A 20,137-nucleotide genomic window follows, 5' to 3' on the forward strand; every position below is an offset into this window, starting at 1 on the left:
GAGACATATTGGTTGCCACCAAAGCCTTCTTCGGTGATGCCGGCCTGGGCGCGGAGCTGGACGCCCTGATAGTCACGGCGCAGGACGAAGTTGACGACGCCGGCGATGGCGTCGGAGCCGTAGATGGCAGAGTTGCCGCCGGTGACGATGTCGACGCGTTCGATCAGGTCGTTCGGGATGGTGTTGACGTCGGGTGACACCGCATTGTTGAGGATGTCGGCGGGGACGTGACGGCGACCGTTGACGAGAACCAGCGTCCGCTGCGTGCCGAGGCCGCGCAGATCGAGGAGGTTGAGGCCGGCGATACCGATGCCGAGGCCGGGGTTCTGCTGTGCAAAGGTGCTGCGCAGCTGCGGCAGATCGTTCAGCGTGTCGCCGATATTGGTCTGGCCCTGTTTCAGGAAGCTCTCGCCCGCGATCGAGGTGATCGGCACCGTCGATTCGAGATTCGGACGGCGGATGCGCGATCCGGTGACCACGATCGTGCCCGATGCCGCAGCTTCGGTGGCCGATTCTTCGTCCGCCGCAACCGTCTCGGTCTGCGCGACCGCAGGCATGGCGCCGAACAGAGCGACGGTCAGGGCAGAGCCCCGGACCAGCAGGCTAGTCTTCTTCATAATATGTTTCCCCGGTTGCCGTTCAAAAGGGTGAAGTGAACGGATTGCCGGTAAGAAAGACCAGAAAAGTGTACTAGTACAACCCCCGTGTGACAGTTTTTTTCATAATTGACCGCAAAGCGGCGAAGCTGTGCCATTTCGGCAACAGTCATCGGGGCCGGTGCTGAACGGCGCAAAAGTAAGAAAATTATCAGAGCGCTGCGTCATGCGATGCAGGGGGCCCCTGTCATGTAAGAAATGTTCGTCAAACCGAAAAACCGCGACCGCAAATTGCCCTTGGCCAAAAGGGCGTGAGGAAATCACGCCGTTGGGCGCCATTCGTCAGCCTGACCTGCGACAGGGCAGTTCGACAAGCGGTATCTGCGGATGATGCAGGCCGACGCCGAATCAACATCATATCATCGGCGCCACCCGCACCAGCACCCGTGAGCGCGATCGCGCCGTAAAGCCGAAATCAGCAATTCAGCCTGACTTATCAATCGGCAACCGAGGTTCAGGCGCGCTTTCCCGTCGCCGTGCCGTCGCAATCGTCATTGTTCGGTTGCGCACCCAAGAAAGAAGCCCAGGCGATCACCCGGGCTTCCTTCCTTGGCAGAATCTGACGACAGCAGTCGGACGCACTAACGTCGGCGAACGAGGGCGACGGCGAAGCCTGCGCCCTCGATCATCTTCAAAAACGGGCGCGCACCCCGGCATAATAGCTTCGACCACGGAAATCGTAGATTGCCGCGGTGCCGACCCCTCCCGGACCGAGGCCGGTAGCCGTCGAGCCAAGCGGCGGCAGTTTGTCGAACAGATTGTCGACGCCGAAGTAGAATTTCAGGTCATCCGACGGTCCGCGGCCGGTGCTCAGGTTCCATTCAAACCGCAGATCATGATAGGATACCGCGGGAACGCGCAGGATGTCGGCGAAGTCGGCATTTGCCGGCGGCAAACCGTTGAGGCTGTTCTGATCCTCATAGGTGCTGATGTAGGCACCGCCGATGTAGCGCATGCGATAGCCCAGCGTGAACGGGCCATGCGACAGATCGACGTCCAGACGAAACTCGTCCTTGGGATCCCCGACTTCGCCCAGAAGCCGGTTTTCAAACCGCGGATCGGCCGGATCCTGGAAGTTGCTGATTTTCAGATTGTGAGTGTAAATCAGGTTGGTGTTCAGCGTGGTCTTGTCATCCAGAGTGATGCGGTAGTTCATGTTCGCATCAATGCCCTCGCGCTTGCGGCTCGCGAAGTTGAGAGGCTGTTGAACAAGCGAGTTGTTCAGGATTTCGCCCGGATTTTCCGGGGAAGCCCCAGCGCCAGGGCCGAGGCCCGGACCGCGCCAACGCGTAAACTGGCGGCAAAACTGGTTGTCGAGCGTCGCCGAGTCATAGCAGCTGTTGGCGATCACCTGTGCGGTCGGCTGGACGATGACATTTTTCACCGTGATATCATACCAGTCGATTGACAGCGAAAAGCCCGGAAGGAAGCGTGGCTGGATAACGGCCCCGACCGTCCATGAATCCGACTTTTCCGCCTGCAGCGCGGTATTGCTGCCGCTGATCACAGGGAGCGAGTAGGCGCGCGACGGCAGGCCGGCCAACAACGCCGGTCCAAGATCTGCCAGGCAGTTGGCGGCCCGCGTCGCCGATCCCTGGGCAAGGCCGCCAGGGCTGCACGGATCGATAAAGCCCGGTGCAAAGTTGGGAACCAACGGGAATGCGGTTTCCGAGACGTTGGGCGCACGGACGGCGCGACCATAGTTGCCGCGGAAACGAATATCGCGGAGTGGCGCCCAATCGAGACCCGCGTTGTAAGACCAGACCGTCCCGGCGCCCGAGCCGTAGTCGGCAACGCGCGCTGCACCGCTCACCGTGAGTTCTTCCGCAAATGGGGCGTCGCGGAGCAACGGGATGCGGGCTTCGCCGAATAGCTCCTTTACCTCGAACGGATCCGGACGGAAGCTGGGGATTGACACGCCGTTAGTGAAACCGTCGGTTACGAAAGGATCTTGTTCGTAAAAAGCTTTTTCGCGGCGATATTCCGCACCGAGTGCAAAGCTGACCGGACCGCCCGGCAGCGTCAGAAATCCGCTGGTGTCACCACCGACAAAGCCCGAGAAGATCAGCTGTTCAAGACCCGAGCTGGCTGTGAATGTCCGTGCGAAATAGTTGACCGACGCGCTGTTATCCGGCGCACCAAACGGATTGTAGGGAACGCAGGCTGCGATGTCGGCAGCAAGCCGTGCCAGGTTGCGGGCGGCGAGCGATCCGGTTTCGCCACGTTGGCTGGGCAGAGCGGCTGCCGGATCAAACTGCGAACGGCACTGGATCTGACCGGTTACCGGGTTGCGGCCAGCATCCATCGCAAGCGAGAAGCGTTGGCGGTCGATGAAGCCGTTGGTGGTGATATTTTCGCGGAACTTGCCGTAGTTGACGGAAATCTCGTAGTTCCAGTCGTCCCAGAAGCTGCCGCGCAAACCGGCAACGATCCGGTAGGTGTCGCGCTGGAATCGCTCGTCGCGAAGGCCCACATCCGACAGCGAACGTGCGTTGACGAAGCGGTAGGTGCCGGCGATCACCTGCGCACGCTGGGCGTCCGTCAGATTGCCCACAATGAACACCGGCGCATCGGCCGTGCCGATGTTGGTTTGGGCGGGGCAGGATACCTGCAAGTCGGTGTTGCAGTTGGATGCCAGGATCAGATTGGTCAGCGTGGCGCGATCGGCCGGGTTCAAGAAGGGGTTGTCGAGGCGAACCCGTTCACGAAAGTCACCTGTGCCGCGCGTCCCTTGGTTGAACGACGGACCGGCATTGTTGCCAAGCGCGTTGACCCGGTTCCACTTGGCTTCGACAAATACCTCTGCGGCCGCGCTGAATTCATAGCGCGACAGCAGGTTGAAGTTGTAGCGTTCCAGGAACGGCTGGACCGAGAGCAGCTTGCCTTCGCGGCCGGTCTGGCCGTTGCCGCCGACAATGCCGCCGATGATGCCCTGGCCGACGCGGGTGCCGGTCTGCGGAACCAGGCGGCCTTCGGGCGTGAATATATAGGTGCAATTGTAGGGATTGCCCGTCGGGGTTGGCGCGCCGTTGGTCGACCCGATACCGGTGCCGCATTGTCCGGCACCGACGCGCTGCGTAATTGGCACCAATCCATGCACGTGAATACTCGCCGAACGAATATCACGGAAGAAGCTGCGATCCGGGAAGCCGTCGCTGTTGTTCGGCAGCCCTGCCGGATCGACATCGACGACGAGAAGTCCGTCATTGCTGCGGAACCAGGGTACGTCGGAACCAAAGATACGGTCGGAGCGCGAATATTCGCCGTGGAGGGTGATGTTGCCGCGGCCGTCTGCGAAGTTTTTGCCGACCATGCCCGAGACATATTGGTTGCCACCAAAGCCTTCTTCGGTGATGCCGGCCTGGGCGCGGAGCTGGACGCCCTGATAGTCACGGCGCAGGACGAAGTTGACGACGCCGGCGATGGCGTCGGAGCCGTAGATGGCGGAGTTGCCGCCGGTGACGATATCGACGCGTTCGATCAGGTCGTTCGGGATGGTGTTGACGTCGGGCGACACCGCATTGTTGAGGATGTCGGCGGGGACGTGACGGCGACCGTTGACGAGAACCAGCGTCCGCTGCGTGCCGAGGCCGCGCAGATCGAGGAGGTTGAGGCCGGCGATGCCGATGCCGAGGCCGGGGTTCTGCTGTGCAAAGGTGCTGCGCAGCTGCGGCAGATCGTTCAGCGTTTCGGCGATATTGACTTCACCGCCCTGAAACACGCTGTCGCCCGTGATCGAGGTAATCGGCACGGTCGAAACGAGATTCGGACGGCGGATGCGCGATCCGGTGACCACGATCGTGCCCGATGCCGCAGCTTCGGTGGCCGATTCTTCGTCCGCCGCAACCGTCTCGGTCTGCGCGACCGCAGGCATGGCGCTGAACAGAGCGACGGTCAGGGCAGAGCCCCGGACCAGCAGGCGTGTTTTTTTCATCTAATTTCCCCGGTTTGCTGTCCAGCGAACGCCGGATCAGGTTCGTCACTAAATTGACAAAATGCCCAAATGGCACAAGCCCGGGAGGGCGTGTATTCGGTACTAGTACACATTGGCGCCGCCGCGTGGCGGTCGCGCGGCGAACGGGATCACTAGCGATTTTTTGGCTATCGCGCTTCGTTTTGCTGCCGTCGACTGCGCCATGTTGCGGTGCGTCATGAATTGATGCTAGGACCGGCGCGGTTATTTTTGGCGCAGGGCGGCGATGTCCGCTCGCCGGACGCCCACCAGGAGCAAGCGTTACGATGGCGAAGTCCAAAGCGGCGGCGGACGATGGCGTCGTCACGATCAAGAAATACGCCAACCGGCGGCTCTACGACACTGAACGCAGCTGTTACATCACGCTGGAGGATCTGGGGGCGATGGTGCGCGACGGGCGCGAGTTTCGCGTTGTCGACGCCAAGAGCGGCGACGATATCACGCACAATGTGCTGACGCAGATCATCATGGACACTGAAACGCGCGGCGAGACGCTGTTGCCGGTCAATTTCCTGCGCCACCTGATCGGCATGTACGGCGATAAGATGCAATCGATGGTCCCGCAATATCTGGAAGCGTCGATGGCGGCGTTCCGCAAGAACCAGCAGGACGTCCGCGCGGCGTTCGAAGGGGCGCTGGGCACCAACCCGCTGGCGGAAATGGCGCGCCGCAATATGGAGATATTCCAGCAGGCCGCGGGCGCCTTCATCCCCGGCGCGGGTACGACCAAAGCCAAGGATGCCGAGATTGCGGCGCTGAAAGCCGAGATCGCCGACCTCAAGGCCGAGTTGGCGAAGAAATGACGACCGGCGCGACCGCGCCCGTAAACACGGAAAATCGAGACACATGGTCAAACATGCGCTGAGCGTAACCCGGCAGGCCGACTTCGCGGCCTGGTATCAGGATGTGATTGCCGAGGCCGACCTGGCCGAGGAGTCGGGCGTGCGCGGCTGCATGGTGATCAAGCCGTGGGGCTACGGCATCTGGGAACGCATCCAGGCGGTGATGGACGCGGCGATCAAGGACGCCGGGGTCCAGAATTGCTACTTCCCGCTGTTCATACCCTTGAGCTTCTTTGAAAAGGAAGCCGACCATGTCGATGGTTTCGCGAAGGAAATGGCGGTCGTCACCCATCACCGGTTGATCGGCGACGGCAAGGGCAAGCTGGTTCCCGATCCCGAGGCGAAGCTGGAGGAACCGCTGATCGTCCGCCCGACGTCGGAAACGGTGATCGGCGCCGCGATGAGCCGCTGGGTGCAAAGCTGGCGCGACCTGCCGCTGAAAGTCAACCAGTGGGCGAATGTCGTGCGTTGGGAAATGCGCACCCGTATGTTCCTGCGCACCAGCGAATTTCTGTGGCAGGAAGGGCATACCGCGCACGCCGACAAGGACGACGCGATGGCCGAAACCTTGCGCGCGCTCGAAATGTACCGCGCCTTTGCCGAGGACGTGCTGGCGATGCCCGTCGTCGCCGGAGAAAAGCCCGAGAACGAGCGGTTTCCCGGCGCGGTCGCCACCTATTCGATCGAGGCGATGATGCAGGACGGCAAGGCGCTGCAAGCCGGCACGTCGCATTATCTCGGCACCGGGTTCGCCGAAGCCGCGGGGATTCGCTATCAGGACAAGGACGGCGGTCACACGCTCTGTCACACGACCAGTTGGGGCGTGTCGACGCGGATGATCGGCGGCGTCATCATGACGCACGGCGACGACGACGGGCTGCGCTGCCCGCCGCGCATAGCGCCGCACCAGATCGTCATCGTTCCGATGCTGCGCGACAATGAGGAGGATTGCGCGATCCTCGACTATTGCCGCGACCTTGAGGCCCAGCTGAAGGCGCTCGATGCGTTTCGCGAACCGGTGCGCGTACTGCTCGATACCGGCGGCGCGAAGGCGCAGACGAAACGCTGGGGCTGGGTCAAGAAGGGCGCGCCGATCATCGTCGAGGTCGGCCCGCGCGACGTCGCGGGCGGCAATGTCGCGGTGATCCGCCGCGACCGGCTGTACAAGGACGACGGCAAGCTCAATTCGGCGTTCATCGCGAAGGGCGATTTTGTCGCCGACGCGGTGGCGACGCTCGAGGGCATTCAGGCGAGTCTTCATGCCGAAGCGAAACAGCGGCTTGATGCCAACATCCGCCGCGACGTCACCGACCTGGCCGCGCATTTCAAGGGGGAGGACAAATTCGTCGGCTGGGCCGAAGTGCAATGGTCGCGCCCGACCGGCGCCGCGCTCGACAAGATCGTCGAGCAGTTGAAGGCGCTGAAGCTGACGATGCGCAACACGCCGATGGACGCCGCGCCCGCCAACGGCAGCTGCATATTTACCGGCGAACCTGCGGTCGAGCGCGTGCTGATCGGGCGGACCTATTGAGGTCTGCGGTGGCGGAGATAACGATTTCCCGCGCCGAAAGCGATGTCGATCTCGCGGTCGTCGCATCGCTGTTTCGCGCCTATGCGGCGTCGCTCGACGTCGATCTGGCGTATCAGGATTTCGAGGCGGAGCTGGCCGGGTTGCCTGGTCATTATGCCGCGCCGCGCGGACTACTGCTGCTTGCCAGCGATATCGACGGAGTGCCGCTGGGGTGCGTCGCGTGCCGGCCGCTGGACGAGGATGTCTGCGAGATGAAGCGCCTTTTCGTTGCACCGGCGGGACGGGGGCAGGGGCTCGGGCGCTTGATGGTCCGGCGCTTGCTCGCCGATGCGCAGGCGCTGGGCTATCGCGAAATGCGGCTCGATACGCTCGCCTCGATGACGGCGGCGCAGAAGCTGTACCGCGCCGAAGGGTTCGAGCCCACGGCGCCCTATTACGATACGCCGGTGGCTGGCACGGTTTTCCTGCGCCGGTCGCTCGGCTGATCGGGATTTGCGCAGCTCCGGCGCGTGCGCCTTGCATCGACGTCGTCCTCCTCCTAGCCTGAACGCAGAGGGGCAGAAGGAGGCTCGCGATGCGTTTTCCCATGCTGGTTGCGGCGGCCGCGTTCGCCGCCACCGCGGTTCCCGTTGCCGCACACCATGGCTGGTCGTCGTATGACGAAAGCAAGCCCGTGACGTTGAACGGCACCTTTGCCGAACTGTCGTGGGGCAACCCCCACGGCGCCGCCAAGATGCGCTGGAAGGGCAAGACGTGGGACGTAATCCTGGCGCCGACCGGCCGCATGGAAGCGCGCGGATTGACGCGCGCCGAGGTCGAGCCGGGCAAGCGCATCCGCCTGACCGGCTATGTCCGGCGCGACGGCACCCCCGAAATGCGGATCGAACGGATCATGATCGGCAAAAAGACGGTCGAGCTGCGCTGAGAAAGGCGGCGTGGAACCGCTGTTGACTGCCGCCGCCTGGCTCGATGCCGTCGGGATAGGGCCATGGGCGCGCGGATCGTCGCTGGTCTATCCTGTCGTGAACACCTTGCACCTGTTGGGGCTGGTGATGCTGGTTGGCGGGATCGGCATTGTTGACCTGCGGATCGTCGGGGCGTGGCCGAGCCTGCCGATTGACGCGCTGTCGCGCGCCTTGACCCCGGTCGCGGTCGGCGGCCTGATCCTGATGGTGGGCAGCGGCGCGATTTTATTCGCGGCCGACGGTACAGCGTTGGCGAGGTCGGACATTTTTTTGCGCAAGCTCGTGCTGATCGGCGCGGCGCTGGCGAATGCGGTGGCGTTTCGCGTCCTTTGGCGCGACCGGCAGGCGGGGTGGACGGGTAGCGTACCTGTGGCCGCGCGCGCCATGGCGGCACTGTCGTTGCTGCTGTGGCTGAGCGCCGGCGCGCTGGGGCGCTGGATCGCCTATGCCTGACCTTCCGCCCGCCCCGGGGGTCGTTTGGCAATATGGGCGGGTGCGCCTATAGCCGCCGGGACATGAAAAACCGTCCGTCCAGCTCGCCCGGCCTGCCCAGCAGTCAGCAAATCATCGATTTCATTACCGCGTCCGATCAGCCCGTCGGCAAGCGCGAGATTGCCAAGCATTTTGCGTTGCACGGCAACGACAAGATCGCGCTCAAGGCGCTGCTCAAGGACATGACCGACGAGGGGCTGGTCGATCTGGCGCCGGGGCGCGCGTTTCACAAGCATGGCGGGCTGCCGCGGGTGACGGTGCTGCGCGTCGCGGCGATCGAGGGCAGCAGCGTCTGGGCGGTCCCCGACCGGTGGGAAGGAACCGCGCCGCCGCCGCGGCTGCGGGTGATGGAGCAGGGGCGAAGGGGCGCGCTGGGCGTCGGCGACCGCATCTTGGCGCGCACCGAAGAGCGCGGTAGCGGCCATGTCGCGCACCCGATGAAGCGGCTGGCGGCGAGCGCCGAAACGGTGATCGGGGTGCTGGTCGAGGAAATGGGACCGGGCGGCAAGCCGATGGTTTGGCTGCGTTCGGCGGACAAGCGCGCGCGGTTCGATTTTGCGGTGGCCGACAAGGGCGACGCCGGTATCGACGATCTGGTGCGCGCTGAACTGACCGGCCGCGGCCCCGCGACCAGGGCCAAGGTGATCGACCGCATCGGCGACCCCTTCGCGCCGAAGTCGCTGAGCATGATCGCGATCGCCCGCCATGATATTCCGCATGTCTTCGGCGACGAGGTGATCGAAGAGGCCGAACGCGCCGCGAAACTGCCGCTGACCCCCGACGGGCGCGAGGATTTGCGCGACGTCCCGATCGTCGCGATCGATCCGATCGACGCGCGCGACCATGACGACGCGGTGTGGGCGGCGCGCGATGACGATCCGGCGAACAAGGGGGGATTCCGCGCGATCGTCGCGATCGCCGATGTCAGCTATTATGTCCGCCCCGACGGCGCGCTCGATCGGGAAGCGCGGCGGCGCGGCAACAGCGTCTACTTCCCCGACCGGGTCGTGCCGATGCTGCCCGAAACCCTGTCCGCGGGGGTCTGCTCGCTGAAAGCCGGGCAGGACCGTGCCGCGATGGCGTGCCATCTGGTGATCGACAGACATGGTAAAGTGACGTCATGGCGCTTCGCAAGGGCGCTGGTTCGGCTGCGCGCGAATATCGCCTATGAACATGCGCAGGCGGCCTATGACGCCGAAGAAGCGCGCGATGACTGGGATGCCGATGTTCTCGCGACGCTCCGCAACCTGTGGGCGTGCTGGGCGCTGCTCGCCAAGGCCCGGGCGGCGCGCGCGCCGCTCGACCTCGATCTGCCCGAGCGGCAGGTGATCCTCGACGAACAGGGCGGCATTGCCGAGATTCGCGTCCGCGAGCGGCTCGATTCGATGCGGCTGATCGAGGATTATATGATCGCGGCGAATGTCGCGGCGGCAAAAGCGCTCGAGGCAAAGAAATCGCCGGTGATGTACCGCATCCACGAGCCGCCGAGTCGCGAGAAGCTGGTCAGCCTGAAGGACTATCTCGAAACCTTCGAACAGAGTTTCGCGCTGGGGCAGGTCATCACGCCCGCGGTGTTCAACCGGCTGATCGACGGCTTTTCCGAAGACGACCGGCTGCCCGAGATCATGCAGGCGATTCTGCGCAGCCAGACGCAGGCCTATTATGGCCCCGCCAACGCGGGCCATTTCGGCCTCGCGCTCGGCAGCTATGCACATTTCACTTCGCCGATCCGCCGCTACGCCGACCTGATCGTCCACCGCGCGCTGGTCGACAGTTACAAGCTCGAAGTACCGGGCAAGCCGAAGAACCTGCCGGCACGTACCGGGCTCGGCGAAGCCGACGCCAAGGGGCTGTCGCGCATCGGCGAGGCGATCAGCGCATTGGAACGCCGCGCGATGGAGGCCGAGCGCGAGACGGTCGATCGCTATGTCGCCGCCTATCTGGCAACCAAGACCGGCGAGATCGTGGCGGCGCGGATTACGGGGGTGCAGCCGTTCGGTTTTTTCGCGACGGTCGATGGCTTGGGCGGCGACGGGCTGGTGCCGGTGTCGACGCTGGGCAGCGAGCGGTTCTTTTGCGACGAGGCGGCGCGGACGCTCGACAGCGAGCATGGCCGCGTCAGCTATGGGGTGGGCCAGCGGATCGACCTGCGGCTGATGGAAGCCAATCCGGTGAGCGGCGCGCTGCGCTTTGAACTGCCCGACGCGCCCGAAGGCGGTTTTGGCAATCGTCCGCCGCGCCGCGACGGGGTCAAGAAGGCGGGCAAGCATATGGCCGGCAAACGCGGGCGGCCGGCGAATATCAAGCATAAGGGGCGGAAGCGCTGATCATCCCGTCATTGCGAGGAGCGAAGGGACGCGGCAATCCAGAGCCTGCGTAAACCGCACTGGATTGCTTCGCTACACTCGCAATGACGACCTTATTGTTGCCCAGCCATTTCCCGCAACAGCCCCGCGCTTTCCGCATCCGCCGGAAAAAACGCCTCGATCGCGAGTTCGGACAGGGTGATATCGACGGGGGTACCAAAGATCGTCATGGTCGACACGAACCGGATCTGGCCCAGCGGCGTGTCGAGGACCAGCGGCACAGCGATCCCGTTTGCGGCGCTGCCCTCGTGCCGGGTCGCACCGTCGCCATATCCGGCGAGTTCCGCCCGTAGCTGGATCAGCCCCGCATCGGCGCTCGCGTCGATCTGGTGATCGAGCCGTTCGAGCAGGTGCGCGCGCCATTCGCCCAGATTGGCGATGTGGGTGGCCAGCCCGTCGGGATGCAGCGCGACGCGGAGCACATTGACGGGCGGTACAAGCAGTTCGGGCGCCGCGAGTTGTGTCAGCAGCGCGACCGCGCCGTTGGCGACGACCATGTTCCAGTGGCGGTCGACAGCGAGCGCCGGATAGGGCTCGTGGCCCTTCAGCACATGCTCGACGATCGCCTTCATGCCCGCCATTTCGGGGCTATCGAGGTCGCGTTCGCGGTAATCGGGGGCATAGCCGGCGGCGAGCAGCATCGCGTTGCGCGCGCGATTCGGCACCTCCAGGCAATCGGCGATGCGCTGGAGCATCAGTGCGCTCGGCCGCGAGCGTCCCGTTTCGATAAAGCTTAAATGCCGGGTCGAAATCGCGGTATCGAGCGCCAGGTCCATCTGGCTCATCCGGCGCCGGACGCGCCATTCGCGCAGCTGTTCGCCAACGGGTGCGGGGGTCATGGCCTGTCTCCTTTGTCCGGAGAGCTATACCCCGGCCTTCGGCTTTTCCATTACCTGCGGCGTAATCGACGCCATTCGCTTTCGGGTTCAATCGGGGCGGGTCGAAAGGAGAATCACTATGTCGATCCGCAATCTGAAGGCCATTCTCGTCGCCGATGCCGTCACCTGTGGCGGTGTTTTCGCCATCGGGCTGCTGGCCGCCGAGCCCGTCGGGGCGCTGCTGGGCCTGCCCGCCGGGGTCGTCGCGATCGGGGGCTGGATCTGCCTCGCCGCGGCGCTGCTGATGATCGTCGCCGCACGGCAGGCAGTACCGGGCGCCGCCCTCGTCAAGCTGATCGCGATCGGCAATCTGGGCTGGGTCGCGGCGAGCTTTGGCGTCATCGCCGCCTTTGCCGGGCAGATGACCGGGCTCGGCATCGCCATCGTCACCGCGCAGGCGCTCGGCGTGCTGGCCTTTGCCATCCTCGAATGGAAGGCCGCGGGCGCGCCGGTGGCCGCTGCGGCCGCCTGAGCTCAGCTCAGGGCATCGAGCCGGGCGAGATCGATCGCGCCCGGCACGATCATCACCGGACAGGGCAGTGTGCCCGCATCATGCCCGGTGAAATGCGCGACGAGCGGCCCGGGCGCGCCCGAGGCCGCCGTTGCCAGCACCAGCGCCGCGATTTCATCGTTGGTGCCGATCACCTCGCGCACCACTTCGGCGGGCTTGCCCGAGCGGATCAGCGTTTGCGGCGTGATGCCGCTTTCCTGCACCACCGCCTCGGCCGCCGCCGCCACCAGTTCCTCGGCATGTTCGCGCGCTTCGGCCTCGATTGTCGCCTGAACGCCGCCGAACGCAACAAAATCCTGCGGGGCGATGATCGCCAGCACGATCAGTCCGCCGCCCGTGCGTCCGGCGCGGCGCGCGGCAAAGCGCAGCGCCAGCGACGATTCCGGGCTGTCGTCAATCACCACCAGATATGTCCGCATCGCCCCGACCCCCTGTGCTTTTGTCGGTGGAGACTGCGTCACATTCGTATGAAAGGCAAGTTTGCCCCGCTGGACCTTGACCGGCGCGCGGCTTATGGCGAGGAAGAATCCGTAGCGGCAGGCGCGGCCTGCAAGACTGACAGGGACACGTCCAGACATGCCAATCGAACTCAAGATGCCCGCGCTCTCGCCGACGATGGAGGAGGGCACGCTCGCCAAATGGCTGGTGAAGGAGGGCGACGAGGTCAAGTCGGGCGACCTGCTCGCCGAGATCGAGACCGACAAGGCGACGATGGAGTTCGAAGCGATCGACGAGGGTGTGGTCAGCCAGATCCTGGTCGCCGAGGGCACCGACGGGGTGAAGGTCGGCACCGTGATTGCGGTGATTACGGGCGAGGGTGAGAATGCTGGCGCGAAGGCGGCGCCGGTCGCCGCCGCACCGGCTACGGCTGCGAAGGAAGAGGCGCCTACCTCTCAACCCGTTCGCGCTGAGCCTGTCGAAGCGCCGTCCTCCGCTTCTGCAGCAGAAGCGAAGAAGGACGGTCCTTCGACAAGCTCAGGACAAACGGAGAAGGGAGACAGGATCAAAGCCAGCCCGCTCGCAAAACGCCTCGCCGCCGAACAAGGCATCGACCTTAAAGCCCTGACCGGCACCGGCCCGGGCGGCCGCATCGTCAAGGCCGACCTCGAAAGCGCTCCGAAGGGTGCTGCTGCACCCGCGGCCGCGTCGGCGCCGGCCGCGCCTGCACCTGCTTCGGCTGCCGCGCCCGCAGCCGCCGACCCGATCCCCGATTTCGGCATCCCGCACGAGGACGAGAAACTGTCGGGGATGCGCAAGACGATCGCGCGCCGTCTGAGCCAGTCGATGCAGGAAGCTCCGCACATCTACCTGACCGTCGACATCCGCCTCGACGCGCTGCTGAAGCTGCGCGGCGAGTTCAATGCCAGCCTCGAAAGCCGCGGGGTCAAGCTCAGCGTCAACGACATGCTGATCAAGGCGCTCGCGGTCGCGCTCGAACGTGTGCCGTCGTGCAACGTCAGCTTCGGCGGCGATGTGATGCGCAAATACAGCCGCGCCGACATCTCGGTCGCGGTCAGCATTCCGGGCGGGCTGATCACTCCGATCATCACCGATGCGGGGGCCAAGTCGCTGTCGAAAATCTCGACCGAAATGGCCGAACTTGCGGGCCGCGCCAAGGAAGGCAAGCTGAAGCCCGAGGAATATCAGGGCGGCACCGCCAGCATCTCGAACATGGGAATGATGGGGATCAAGCAATTCACCGCGGTGATCAACCCCCCGCAGGCGATGATCATGGCGATCGGCGCGGGCGAGAAGCGCCCCTATGTCGTCGACGACGCGCTGGCGATCGCCACGGTCATGTCGGCGACCGGCAGCTTCGACCACCGCGCGATTGATGGCGCCGACGGCGCGCTGCTGATGAAGACGTTCAAAGAACTGGTGGAAAGCCCGTTGGGGTTGGTGGCGTAGTTTCGATGGCTAAGATTGATTGGTCGAAGACGAAACTCCCTAAGGGATTGCCAGACGTAAGCAGTGAAATCGCGGCCGATGCCGCTCGTCAAGATCGAGATGTGCTTGACGAAAACCTAAAGCAGACTCGAAAGCTGTTAAATCAACGCTCTTCCAATTGGTTTCGGACGAACGACGAAGTGAGGGCGTACAAAGAATCCCTAAAGGATAAGAAGTAGATGGCTGACACAAACTACGACCTCATCGTGCTCGGCTCGGGCCCCGGCGGCTATGTCGCCGCCATCCGCGCGGCGCAGCTTGGCCTGAAAACCGCGATTGTCGAGCGCGAGAATCTCGGCGGCATCTGCCTCAACTGGGGGTGCATCCCGACCAAGGCGCTGCTGCGCTCGGCCGAAATCTATCATTATATGCAGCACGCGGGCGACTACGGCCTGATCGCGCAGCAGATCAGCGCCGACATCGACGCGGTGGTAAAGCGCAGCCGCGGCGTCGCGAAACAGCTGAGCCAGGGCGTCGCCTTCCTGATGAAGAAGCACAAGATCAGCGTCCATATGGGCGAGGGCAAGCTCGCGAGTCCGGGGAAGCTGACGGTCACGAACGACGGTAAAACTGAAACCCTGACTGCCAAGAATATCATCGTCGCGACCGGCGCCCGCGCGCGCGACCTGCCGTTCGCGCCCGCCGACGGCAAGCGCATCTGGACCTATCGCCACGCGCTCGTCCCGCCCGAAATGCCGAAGAAATTGCTCGTCATCGGGTCGGGCGCTATCGGGATCGAATTCGCGAGCTTCTACAGCGACATGGGTGCCGAAGTGACGGTGGTCGAGATGCTCGACCGTCTGGTTCCCGTCGAGGATGCCGATGTCTCGGCCTTCCTCGAAAAGCAGCTCAAGAAGCAGGGCATGACGATCTTCACCGGCGCCGGGGTCGAAGAACTTAAGGCAACCGCGAGCGGCGTCACCGCGAAGATCAAGACCAAGGACGGCAAGACCGAATCTGCCGAATTCAGCCACGCGATCGTCGCGATCGGTATCGTTCCGAACACGGAGAATATTGGCCTCGAAGCGCTCGGCGTAAAGACGACCAAGGGCCATATCGACACCGACGCGATGTGCCGCACCAATGTCCCCGGCATATGGGCGATCGGCGACGTCACCGCGCCGCCGTGGCTTGCGCACAAGGCGATGCACGAATCGGTGATTTCGGTCGAGGCGATCGCGGGCAATCATCCGCACGCGATGGACCCGCGTAACATCCCCGGCTGCACCTATTGCCGCCCGCAGATCGCCAGTGTCGGCCTGACCGAAGCAAAGGCCAAGGAACTGGGTTACGAGGTCAAGGCCGGAACCTTCCCTTTCATCGGCAACGGCAAGGCGATTGCGCTGGGCGAGGCCGAGGGCTTCACCAAGACGGTGTTCGACGCCAAGACCGGAGAGCTGCTCGGCGCGCACATGATCGGCGCCGAGGTCACCGAACTGATCCAGGGCTACACGATCGGCAAGACCGCCGAGCTGGTCGAGGATGATTTCATCGGCACCGTCTTCCCGCATCCGACATTGAGCGAGACGATGCACGAGGGGGTGCTGGCGGCGTTCGGGCGGCCGCTGCATATCTGATCGCGCTCCGCGATCCGGCACCGCGGCGTGAACCCGTCGACCCTGTATTTCTCGCGCGCGGGTAACCTGCGCAAGGCGCTGCTGTTCGCGCTATTCGCCGCTGCGGCGCTCGCCCTGGCGTGGTTCGAACATGCCGAGCGCGTTGCGCCGCCGCCGACCATCGGACTGCCGGGCATGGAGTTTCCTGCGCCAGCCCCGCGCGACAACGGCGTGCTCGGGCCGCTGCAAATCCCGTTCCTCTTGCTGCTGGGCAGCGCCAGCCTGTTCTATGTCGGGCGGTTCGGCTTGCGTGTCGTGCGCGGCGGCGTTGCGGCGCGGATCGAGGGCCATGCGCTGCACCTTCATGGTAGCTATGGCGCGGCGAGCCCGGTGCTCGTCAGCGATATTGCGGAGATGATCGTCGATCGCGCCGATCGCCTGCCCGGCGAGGGTGGCGGCGGAGCGGCGCGGATCGGCGCGCGTTTGCGGCACGGGCTGTACCTTCGCTACCGCAGCGCGGACGGCGACGGCGAGGTGCGATTGCTTGACAATGACGTCGAGGGCGGGGTCGATCAATTGCGGCGCTTTGCCGGACAGCTGGACGCATGGCGCCGGTCGGCGGCGGTATGACAAGGGAGACGGGCCGGTGAGTATGACGGGACGGCAGGCGCCGACGATGGCGGCGCTGATGCTGGTGGCGATGATCCTGCTGGGCTTTGCGGTCGGCGCGGGATGGACCGAAGGCATCGACCGGGCGGTTTCCGCCGCGCTCGCGCTGCGCGTCGAGGCGGTCGATCCGGCGCTGGTGAGGTTCATGCAGGCGGTAAGCTGGATCGGCGGCGGCATTCCGCGCTGGGTCATCGTCATCCTGCTGAGCGGGCTGGTGTGGCACTGGTGCGGGCCGCGCTGCGCGGTGGCGCTGGGCGGGGCGTCGCTGGTCGCCAATCTGGTGTCGAGCCTGCTCAAGCGCGGGTTCAGCCATCCGCGCCCCGACCTGATCGAGCATCTGGACCAGCAATCGAGCTTTGCCTATCCGAGTGGCCATGCGACGAGCGCGGCGGTCGTGTACCTGCTGCTCGCCTGGCTGGCGCCGCCGCGCTGGCGGCCGTGGGCGTGGGCATTGGCCGGGACGATGATCCTGCTCAACGCGCTGTCGCGGATGATGCTGGGGGTGCATTGGGCGAGCGACATTGTCGGCGGGACGTTGCTGGGCACGGCCTTTGCCTTGCTCGGCGCGTGGTGGGTGGCGCTTCACCGCGAGCGGGGCGCGATCCGGTGACAGCGAATTAGCCGCGAAAGGCGCAGTTTTCCGCCACGCGCCATTTTTCGCTGTCCTACCTTTTTTTGTTTTGGCATCACCCGACTCGGGCAGCAACAACGGGCGGGACGATGATGCAATCACGAGTGAAGTTCGGCGCATTTCCGCGGGGAATCGCGTTGGCGGCGACGGCGGCTCTGGCGGTTCCGGCGCAGGCGCAGGACGGTGCCGGCCAGACGGTCATCACCGCCGCGCGCTACATCGACGTGCTGAGCGGCAGGACGGTCGAGTTTCCGGCGATCTTCGTCGGTCCCGATGGCCGCATCACCAATATCGCCGACGCGCGGACGGTGCGCTGGGGCAGCGACGTCCAGCATATCGACCTGGGGCAAAAGACGCTGCTGCCCGGGCTGATCGACATGCACGTCCACCTCGACGGACCCGCCGACATCGGGGGCTATCGCGGGCTGGAGTTCACCGACAGCTTCTGGGGCATGACCGCGGTCAAGAACGCGCGCGACATGCTCGACGCCGGGTTCACCACCGTGCGCAACGTCGGATCGGGCGACCGCAACGACATCGGGCTGAAGCAGGCGATCGACGCGGGTTATGCCGTCGGGCCGCGGATCGTGCCGGCGGGCTATGCGCTTGGCGCAACCGGCGGGCATTGCGACAGCACCTTCTTGCCACCGAGCCTCGAGAAGAAGGACGGCAAGGAGGAAGGGATCGGCGATACGCCCGACGAGCTGCGTTATCAGGTGCGCCGCCAGCGCAAATATGGCGCCGAGGTGATCAAGGTCTGCGCCACCGGCGGCGTGTTCTCGCGCAACACCGAGCCGGGCCAATTGCAAGTACCCGAGAACGAACTGCGCGCGATCGCCGACGAAGCGCATCAATGGGGGCTGCGCGTCGCGGCGCACGCGCACGGCGGGGCGGGCATCCGCGCCGCGATTGCGGCGGGCGTCGACACGATCGAGCATGCGAGCCTGGTCGATGACGAGGGCATCCGCATGGCGGTGGCGCGCAAGCAGCCGGTGTGGTTCGCGATGGACATCTTCAACACCGAATATACGCAGGCCGAGGGCGCGAAGAACGGCGTGCTCGAGGATAATCTGCGCAAGGACCGCGAGATCGCGCAGATCCAGCGCGACAATTTCCGCAAGGCGCACCGCGCCGGGGTGCGGATGGTGTTCGCGTCCGACGCCGGGGTGATGCCGCACGGTCAGGTCGGCGGCCAGTTCCGTGTCATGGTCGAATATGGAATGACGCCAATGCAGGCGATCCAGGCGGCGACGAAGAACGCCGCCGAAGCGCTGGGACGCGAAAAGGACGTCGGCGCGATTGCGGTGGGGCGTTATGCCGACATCGTGGCAGTCGATGGCGATCCGCTGGCCAATGTGCGCGAGCTGGAAAGCGTCGATGCGGTGGTCAAGGGCGGGGTGCTGGTGAAGGGGGAGTAACCCCCCTCGTCATTGCGAGCGAAGCGAAACAATCCAGAAGCGGCCTTGCGCTACTCTGGATTGCTGCGTCGCCTTCGGCTCCTCGCAATGACAAAATAAGTCAGACGACCAACCGATCGACCAACGCCTCACGCATGTCGGGCGTGAAGTTCAGCACCGCTTCGGCATAGCTTGGCACATCGCCATGATCGCGGCGCACGGTGGCGAGGGCGGCGTCGAGATAGGCGGGGTTGACCGACATCAGCGCGCGGATCGCGTCGTCATGAATCTCGGCGCCATAGCGCGCGCGGATATGCGCCGCGCCCTGCGCGATCCGTTCCTCGATCTTGCCCGCGGTGTTGGTGAGGAGATAATCGTGCATCAGATCGTCCTCATGGACGCCAAGCAGCCGGTGGACGATCGCGACGGCAAAGCCGGTGCGGTCCTTGCCCGCGACGCAGTGGACAAGGCTGGGCGCGTCATATTCGGCGAGCGCGGCGAGATAGAGGCGCAGCGTCGCGACCAGCGCGGGGCGGTACGGCATGCCGGCATAGGTATCGATCATCCGCGCCCGCGCCGTCTCGACGTCGATCGTCCCGCCCGCCGCCTGAAGATGCGGCGCAAGCCCTGCCGTCACCCCGCCCGCGAACAGCACGCGCGCCGAGAAATTCTCGCTGCGGCGGCACGGGTGCATCTCCCGCTCGTCGTCGCCGCGCAGGTCGACGATGGTTTCGAGGCCGAGCGCGTCGAGCGCCGCCAGATCCTCGTCGGTAGCCGCTTCATGGTGCGCCGAGCGCCACAGCATCCCGTCGCGGAGCCGCCCGCCGCCCTCGACCGCATAGCCGCCGTAATCGCGGAAATTGTGGATGCCGGACAGGGGCAGGACGCGCTCGGCAATCATGGTCATTCTCCTGTAAACACCGGCGGGCGCTTTTCGACAAAGGCGTTGATCGCCTCGCGATTGTCGGCCGTTTCGTGCACGATCGCCTGATAGGCGGCGCTGAGCTCCAAAATGTCGCTCATCCGGCTATGCTGCGCCTCGCGCAGCAACCTTTTGGTCAGGCGCAGCGCGCGCGGCGGATTGCACACGATCCGTTCGGCAATCGCGACGGCGCGATCGAGCAGTTCCGCGTCGGGGACGACCTCCGTCACCAGACCATATTCCTTTGCCTGGCGCGCGTCAAAGCGGTCGCCGGTCAGGAACAGTTCGGCGGCGCGCGGATAGCCGAGAATCTTTTGCAGCAGCCAGGCGCCGCCGTCGCCGGGGACGATGCCGACCTTGATGAAACTGCACGCGAATTTGGCGCTTTCGGCGGCGATGCGGATGTCGCAGGTGCAGGCAAGGTCGGCGCCAAGACCGATGGCGTGGCCATTGACTGCGGCGATCATCGGCACTTCGCAGTCCATGAGCGCGCGGATCACCGCCTGCACGCCTTTGCGATAATTGGCGCGCGTGGAGTCGGGCTGGTCGAGCACGCCGATGCCGGTGCGGTCCTGCATGCCTTTGAGGTTGCCGCCGGCGCTGAACGCCTTGCCGCTGCCCGTCAGAATGATCGCGCTGACGCCGCGGTCGTCGCCAAGGGTGCGGAGCGTGTCGATGATGTCCTGGCAGTCTTCGTGGGTGCCGATCGCGTTCATGCTCTCGGGCTTGATCATGGTCAGGATCGCGATCTTGCCCCGCCGCTCGACACTCAAAAACTCGCCCATGTGAAAATCCTTTTGC

Annotated in this window: 18 protein-coding genes; 12 read left to right on the forward strand and 6 right to left on the reverse strand. The window is 64.7% G+C overall.

All coding sequences use genetic code 11. The annotated features are described in order from the left end of the window. The coding region (locus tag IR187_RS03225) for a TonB-dependent receptor plug domain-containing protein (RefSeq protein WP_194953417.1) at window positions 1-617 on the reverse strand (617 nt) is incomplete at its 3' end. A gap of 670 nt (window positions 618-1,287) precedes the next feature. After that, window positions 1,288-4,590 (reverse strand): TonB-dependent receptor domain-containing protein, encoded by a 3,303-nt coding sequence (locus IR187_RS03230; RefSeq protein WP_194953278.1) that lies wholly within the window; start codon window positions 4,588-4,590, stop codon window positions 1,288-1,290. 305 nt (window positions 4,591-4,895) lie between these two features. Here IR187_RS03230 and phaR point away from each other — a divergent pair, with 305 nt between their 5' ends. The 6 genes from phaR (at window position 4,896) to IR187_RS03260 (ending at window position 10,786) form a co-directional block, all read left to right on the forward strand. Beyond that, a complete protein-coding gene (gene phaR / locus IR187_RS03235) occupies window positions 4,896-5,432 on the forward strand; it encodes a polyhydroxyalkanoate synthesis repressor PhaR (protein ID WP_194953279.1) in 537 nt (178 codons plus the stop codon). 43 nt (window positions 5,433-5,475) lie between these two features. Continuing rightward, window positions 5,476-7,002, forward strand: a complete 1,527-nt coding sequence (locus IR187_RS03240; RefSeq protein ID WP_194953280.1) for an aminoacyl--tRNA ligase-related protein — start codon at window positions 5,476-5,478, stop codon at window positions 7,000-7,002. Between the two features lie 8 nt (window positions 7,003-7,010). After that, window positions 7,011-7,487, forward strand: a complete 477-nt coding sequence (locus IR187_RS03245; RefSeq protein ID WP_194953281.1) for a GNAT family N-acetyltransferase — start codon at window positions 7,011-7,013, stop codon at window positions 7,485-7,487. Window positions 7,488-7,576: 89 nt separating this feature from the next. Then, on the forward strand, window positions 7,577-7,927 hold the full coding sequence (locus IR187_RS03250; protein WP_194953282.1) for a DUF6152 family protein: 351 nt from the start codon (window positions 7,577-7,579) through the stop codon (window positions 7,925-7,927). Between the two features lie 10 nt (window positions 7,928-7,937). Beyond that, window positions 7,938-8,420, forward strand: a complete 483-nt coding sequence (locus IR187_RS03255; RefSeq protein WP_194953283.1) for a hypothetical protein — start codon at window positions 7,938-7,940, stop codon at window positions 8,418-8,420. 62 nt (window positions 8,421-8,482) lie between these two features. After that, a complete protein-coding gene (locus IR187_RS03260) occupies window positions 8,483-10,786 on the forward strand; it encodes a ribonuclease R family protein (RefSeq protein ID WP_194953284.1) in 2,304 nt (767 codons plus the stop codon). Window positions 10,787-10,878: 92 nt separating this feature from the next. Here IR187_RS03260 and IR187_RS03265 read toward each other — a convergent pair whose 3' ends face one another. Then, entirely contained in the window at window positions 10,879-11,664 is a 786-nt protein-coding gene (locus IR187_RS03265) for a helix-turn-helix domain-containing protein (RefSeq protein ID WP_194953285.1), read from the reverse strand. Window positions 11,665-11,782: 118 nt separating this feature from the next. Between IR187_RS03265 and IR187_RS03270 the strand changes: the two genes are divergently transcribed. Beyond that, window positions 11,783-12,175: a hypothetical protein gene (locus IR187_RS03270; RefSeq protein WP_194953286.1), complete on the forward strand. Its 393-nt coding sequence runs from the start codon at window positions 11,783-11,785 to the stop codon at window positions 12,173-12,175. A gap of 2 nt (window positions 12,176-12,177) precedes the next feature. Here the strand turns inward: IR187_RS03270 and IR187_RS03275 are convergent, their stop codons facing one another. Continuing rightward, entirely contained in the window at window positions 12,178-12,633 is a 456-nt protein-coding gene (locus IR187_RS03275; RefSeq protein ID WP_194953287.1) for a universal stress protein, read from the reverse strand. 157 nt (window positions 12,634-12,790) lie between these two features. Between IR187_RS03275 and IR187_RS03280 the strand changes: the two genes are divergently transcribed. The 5 genes from IR187_RS03280 (at window position 12,791) to IR187_RS03300 (ending at window position 18,435) form a co-directional block, all read left to right on the forward strand. Continuing rightward, window positions 12,791-14,122, forward strand: coding sequence for a pyruvate dehydrogenase complex dihydrolipoamide acetyltransferase (locus tag IR187_RS03280; RefSeq protein WP_194953288.1), 1,332 nt, complete (start codon window positions 12,791-12,793; stop codon window positions 14,120-14,122). A gap of 218 nt (window positions 14,123-14,340) precedes the next feature. Then, complete coding sequence (lpdA, locus tag IR187_RS03285) at window positions 14,341-15,738, forward strand: dihydrolipoyl dehydrogenase (RefSeq protein WP_194953289.1); 1,398 nt, start codon at window positions 14,341-14,343, stop codon at window positions 15,736-15,738. A gap of 27 nt (window positions 15,739-15,765) precedes the next feature. Continuing rightward, window positions 15,766-16,347 (forward strand): hypothetical protein, encoded by a 582-nt coding sequence (locus tag IR187_RS03290; protein ID WP_194953290.1) that lies wholly within the window; start codon window positions 15,766-15,768, stop codon window positions 16,345-16,347. Window positions 16,348-16,369: 22 nt separating this feature from the next. Then, window positions 16,370-16,996 (forward strand): phosphatase PAP2 family protein, encoded by a 627-nt coding sequence (locus tag IR187_RS03295; RefSeq protein ID WP_228765526.1) that lies wholly within the window; start codon window positions 16,370-16,372, stop codon window positions 16,994-16,996. 113 nt (window positions 16,997-17,109) lie between these two features. Continuing rightward, window positions 17,110-18,435, forward strand: a complete 1,326-nt coding sequence (locus IR187_RS03300) for a Xaa-Pro dipeptidase (protein ID WP_194953418.1) — start codon at window positions 17,110-17,112, stop codon at window positions 18,433-18,435. 100 nt (window positions 18,436-18,535) lie between these two features. Here the strand turns inward: IR187_RS03300 and IR187_RS03305 are convergent, their stop codons facing one another. Together IR187_RS03305 and IR187_RS03310 are read right to left on the reverse strand one after the other, a co-directional pair. Further along, window positions 18,536-19,321: a tyrosine-protein phosphatase gene (locus IR187_RS03305; RefSeq protein WP_228765509.1), complete on the reverse strand. Its 786-nt coding sequence runs from the start codon at window positions 19,319-19,321 to the stop codon at window positions 18,536-18,538. Further along, window positions 19,318-20,121, reverse strand: coding sequence for a crotonase/enoyl-CoA hydratase family protein (locus IR187_RS03310; RefSeq protein WP_194953292.1), 804 nt, complete (start codon window positions 20,119-20,121; stop codon window positions 19,318-19,320). Before IR187_RS03310 ends, IR187_RS03305 begins: the two co-directional genes overlap by 4 nt. Between the last annotated feature and the right edge of the window lie 16 nt (window positions 20,122-20,137).

The sequence above is a fragment of the Sphingopyxis solisilvae genome (genome assembly GCF_015475875.1).
GTDB classification, from domain to species: domain Bacteria; phylum Pseudomonadota; class Alphaproteobacteria; order Sphingomonadales; family Sphingomonadaceae; genus Sphingopyxis; species Sphingopyxis solisilvae.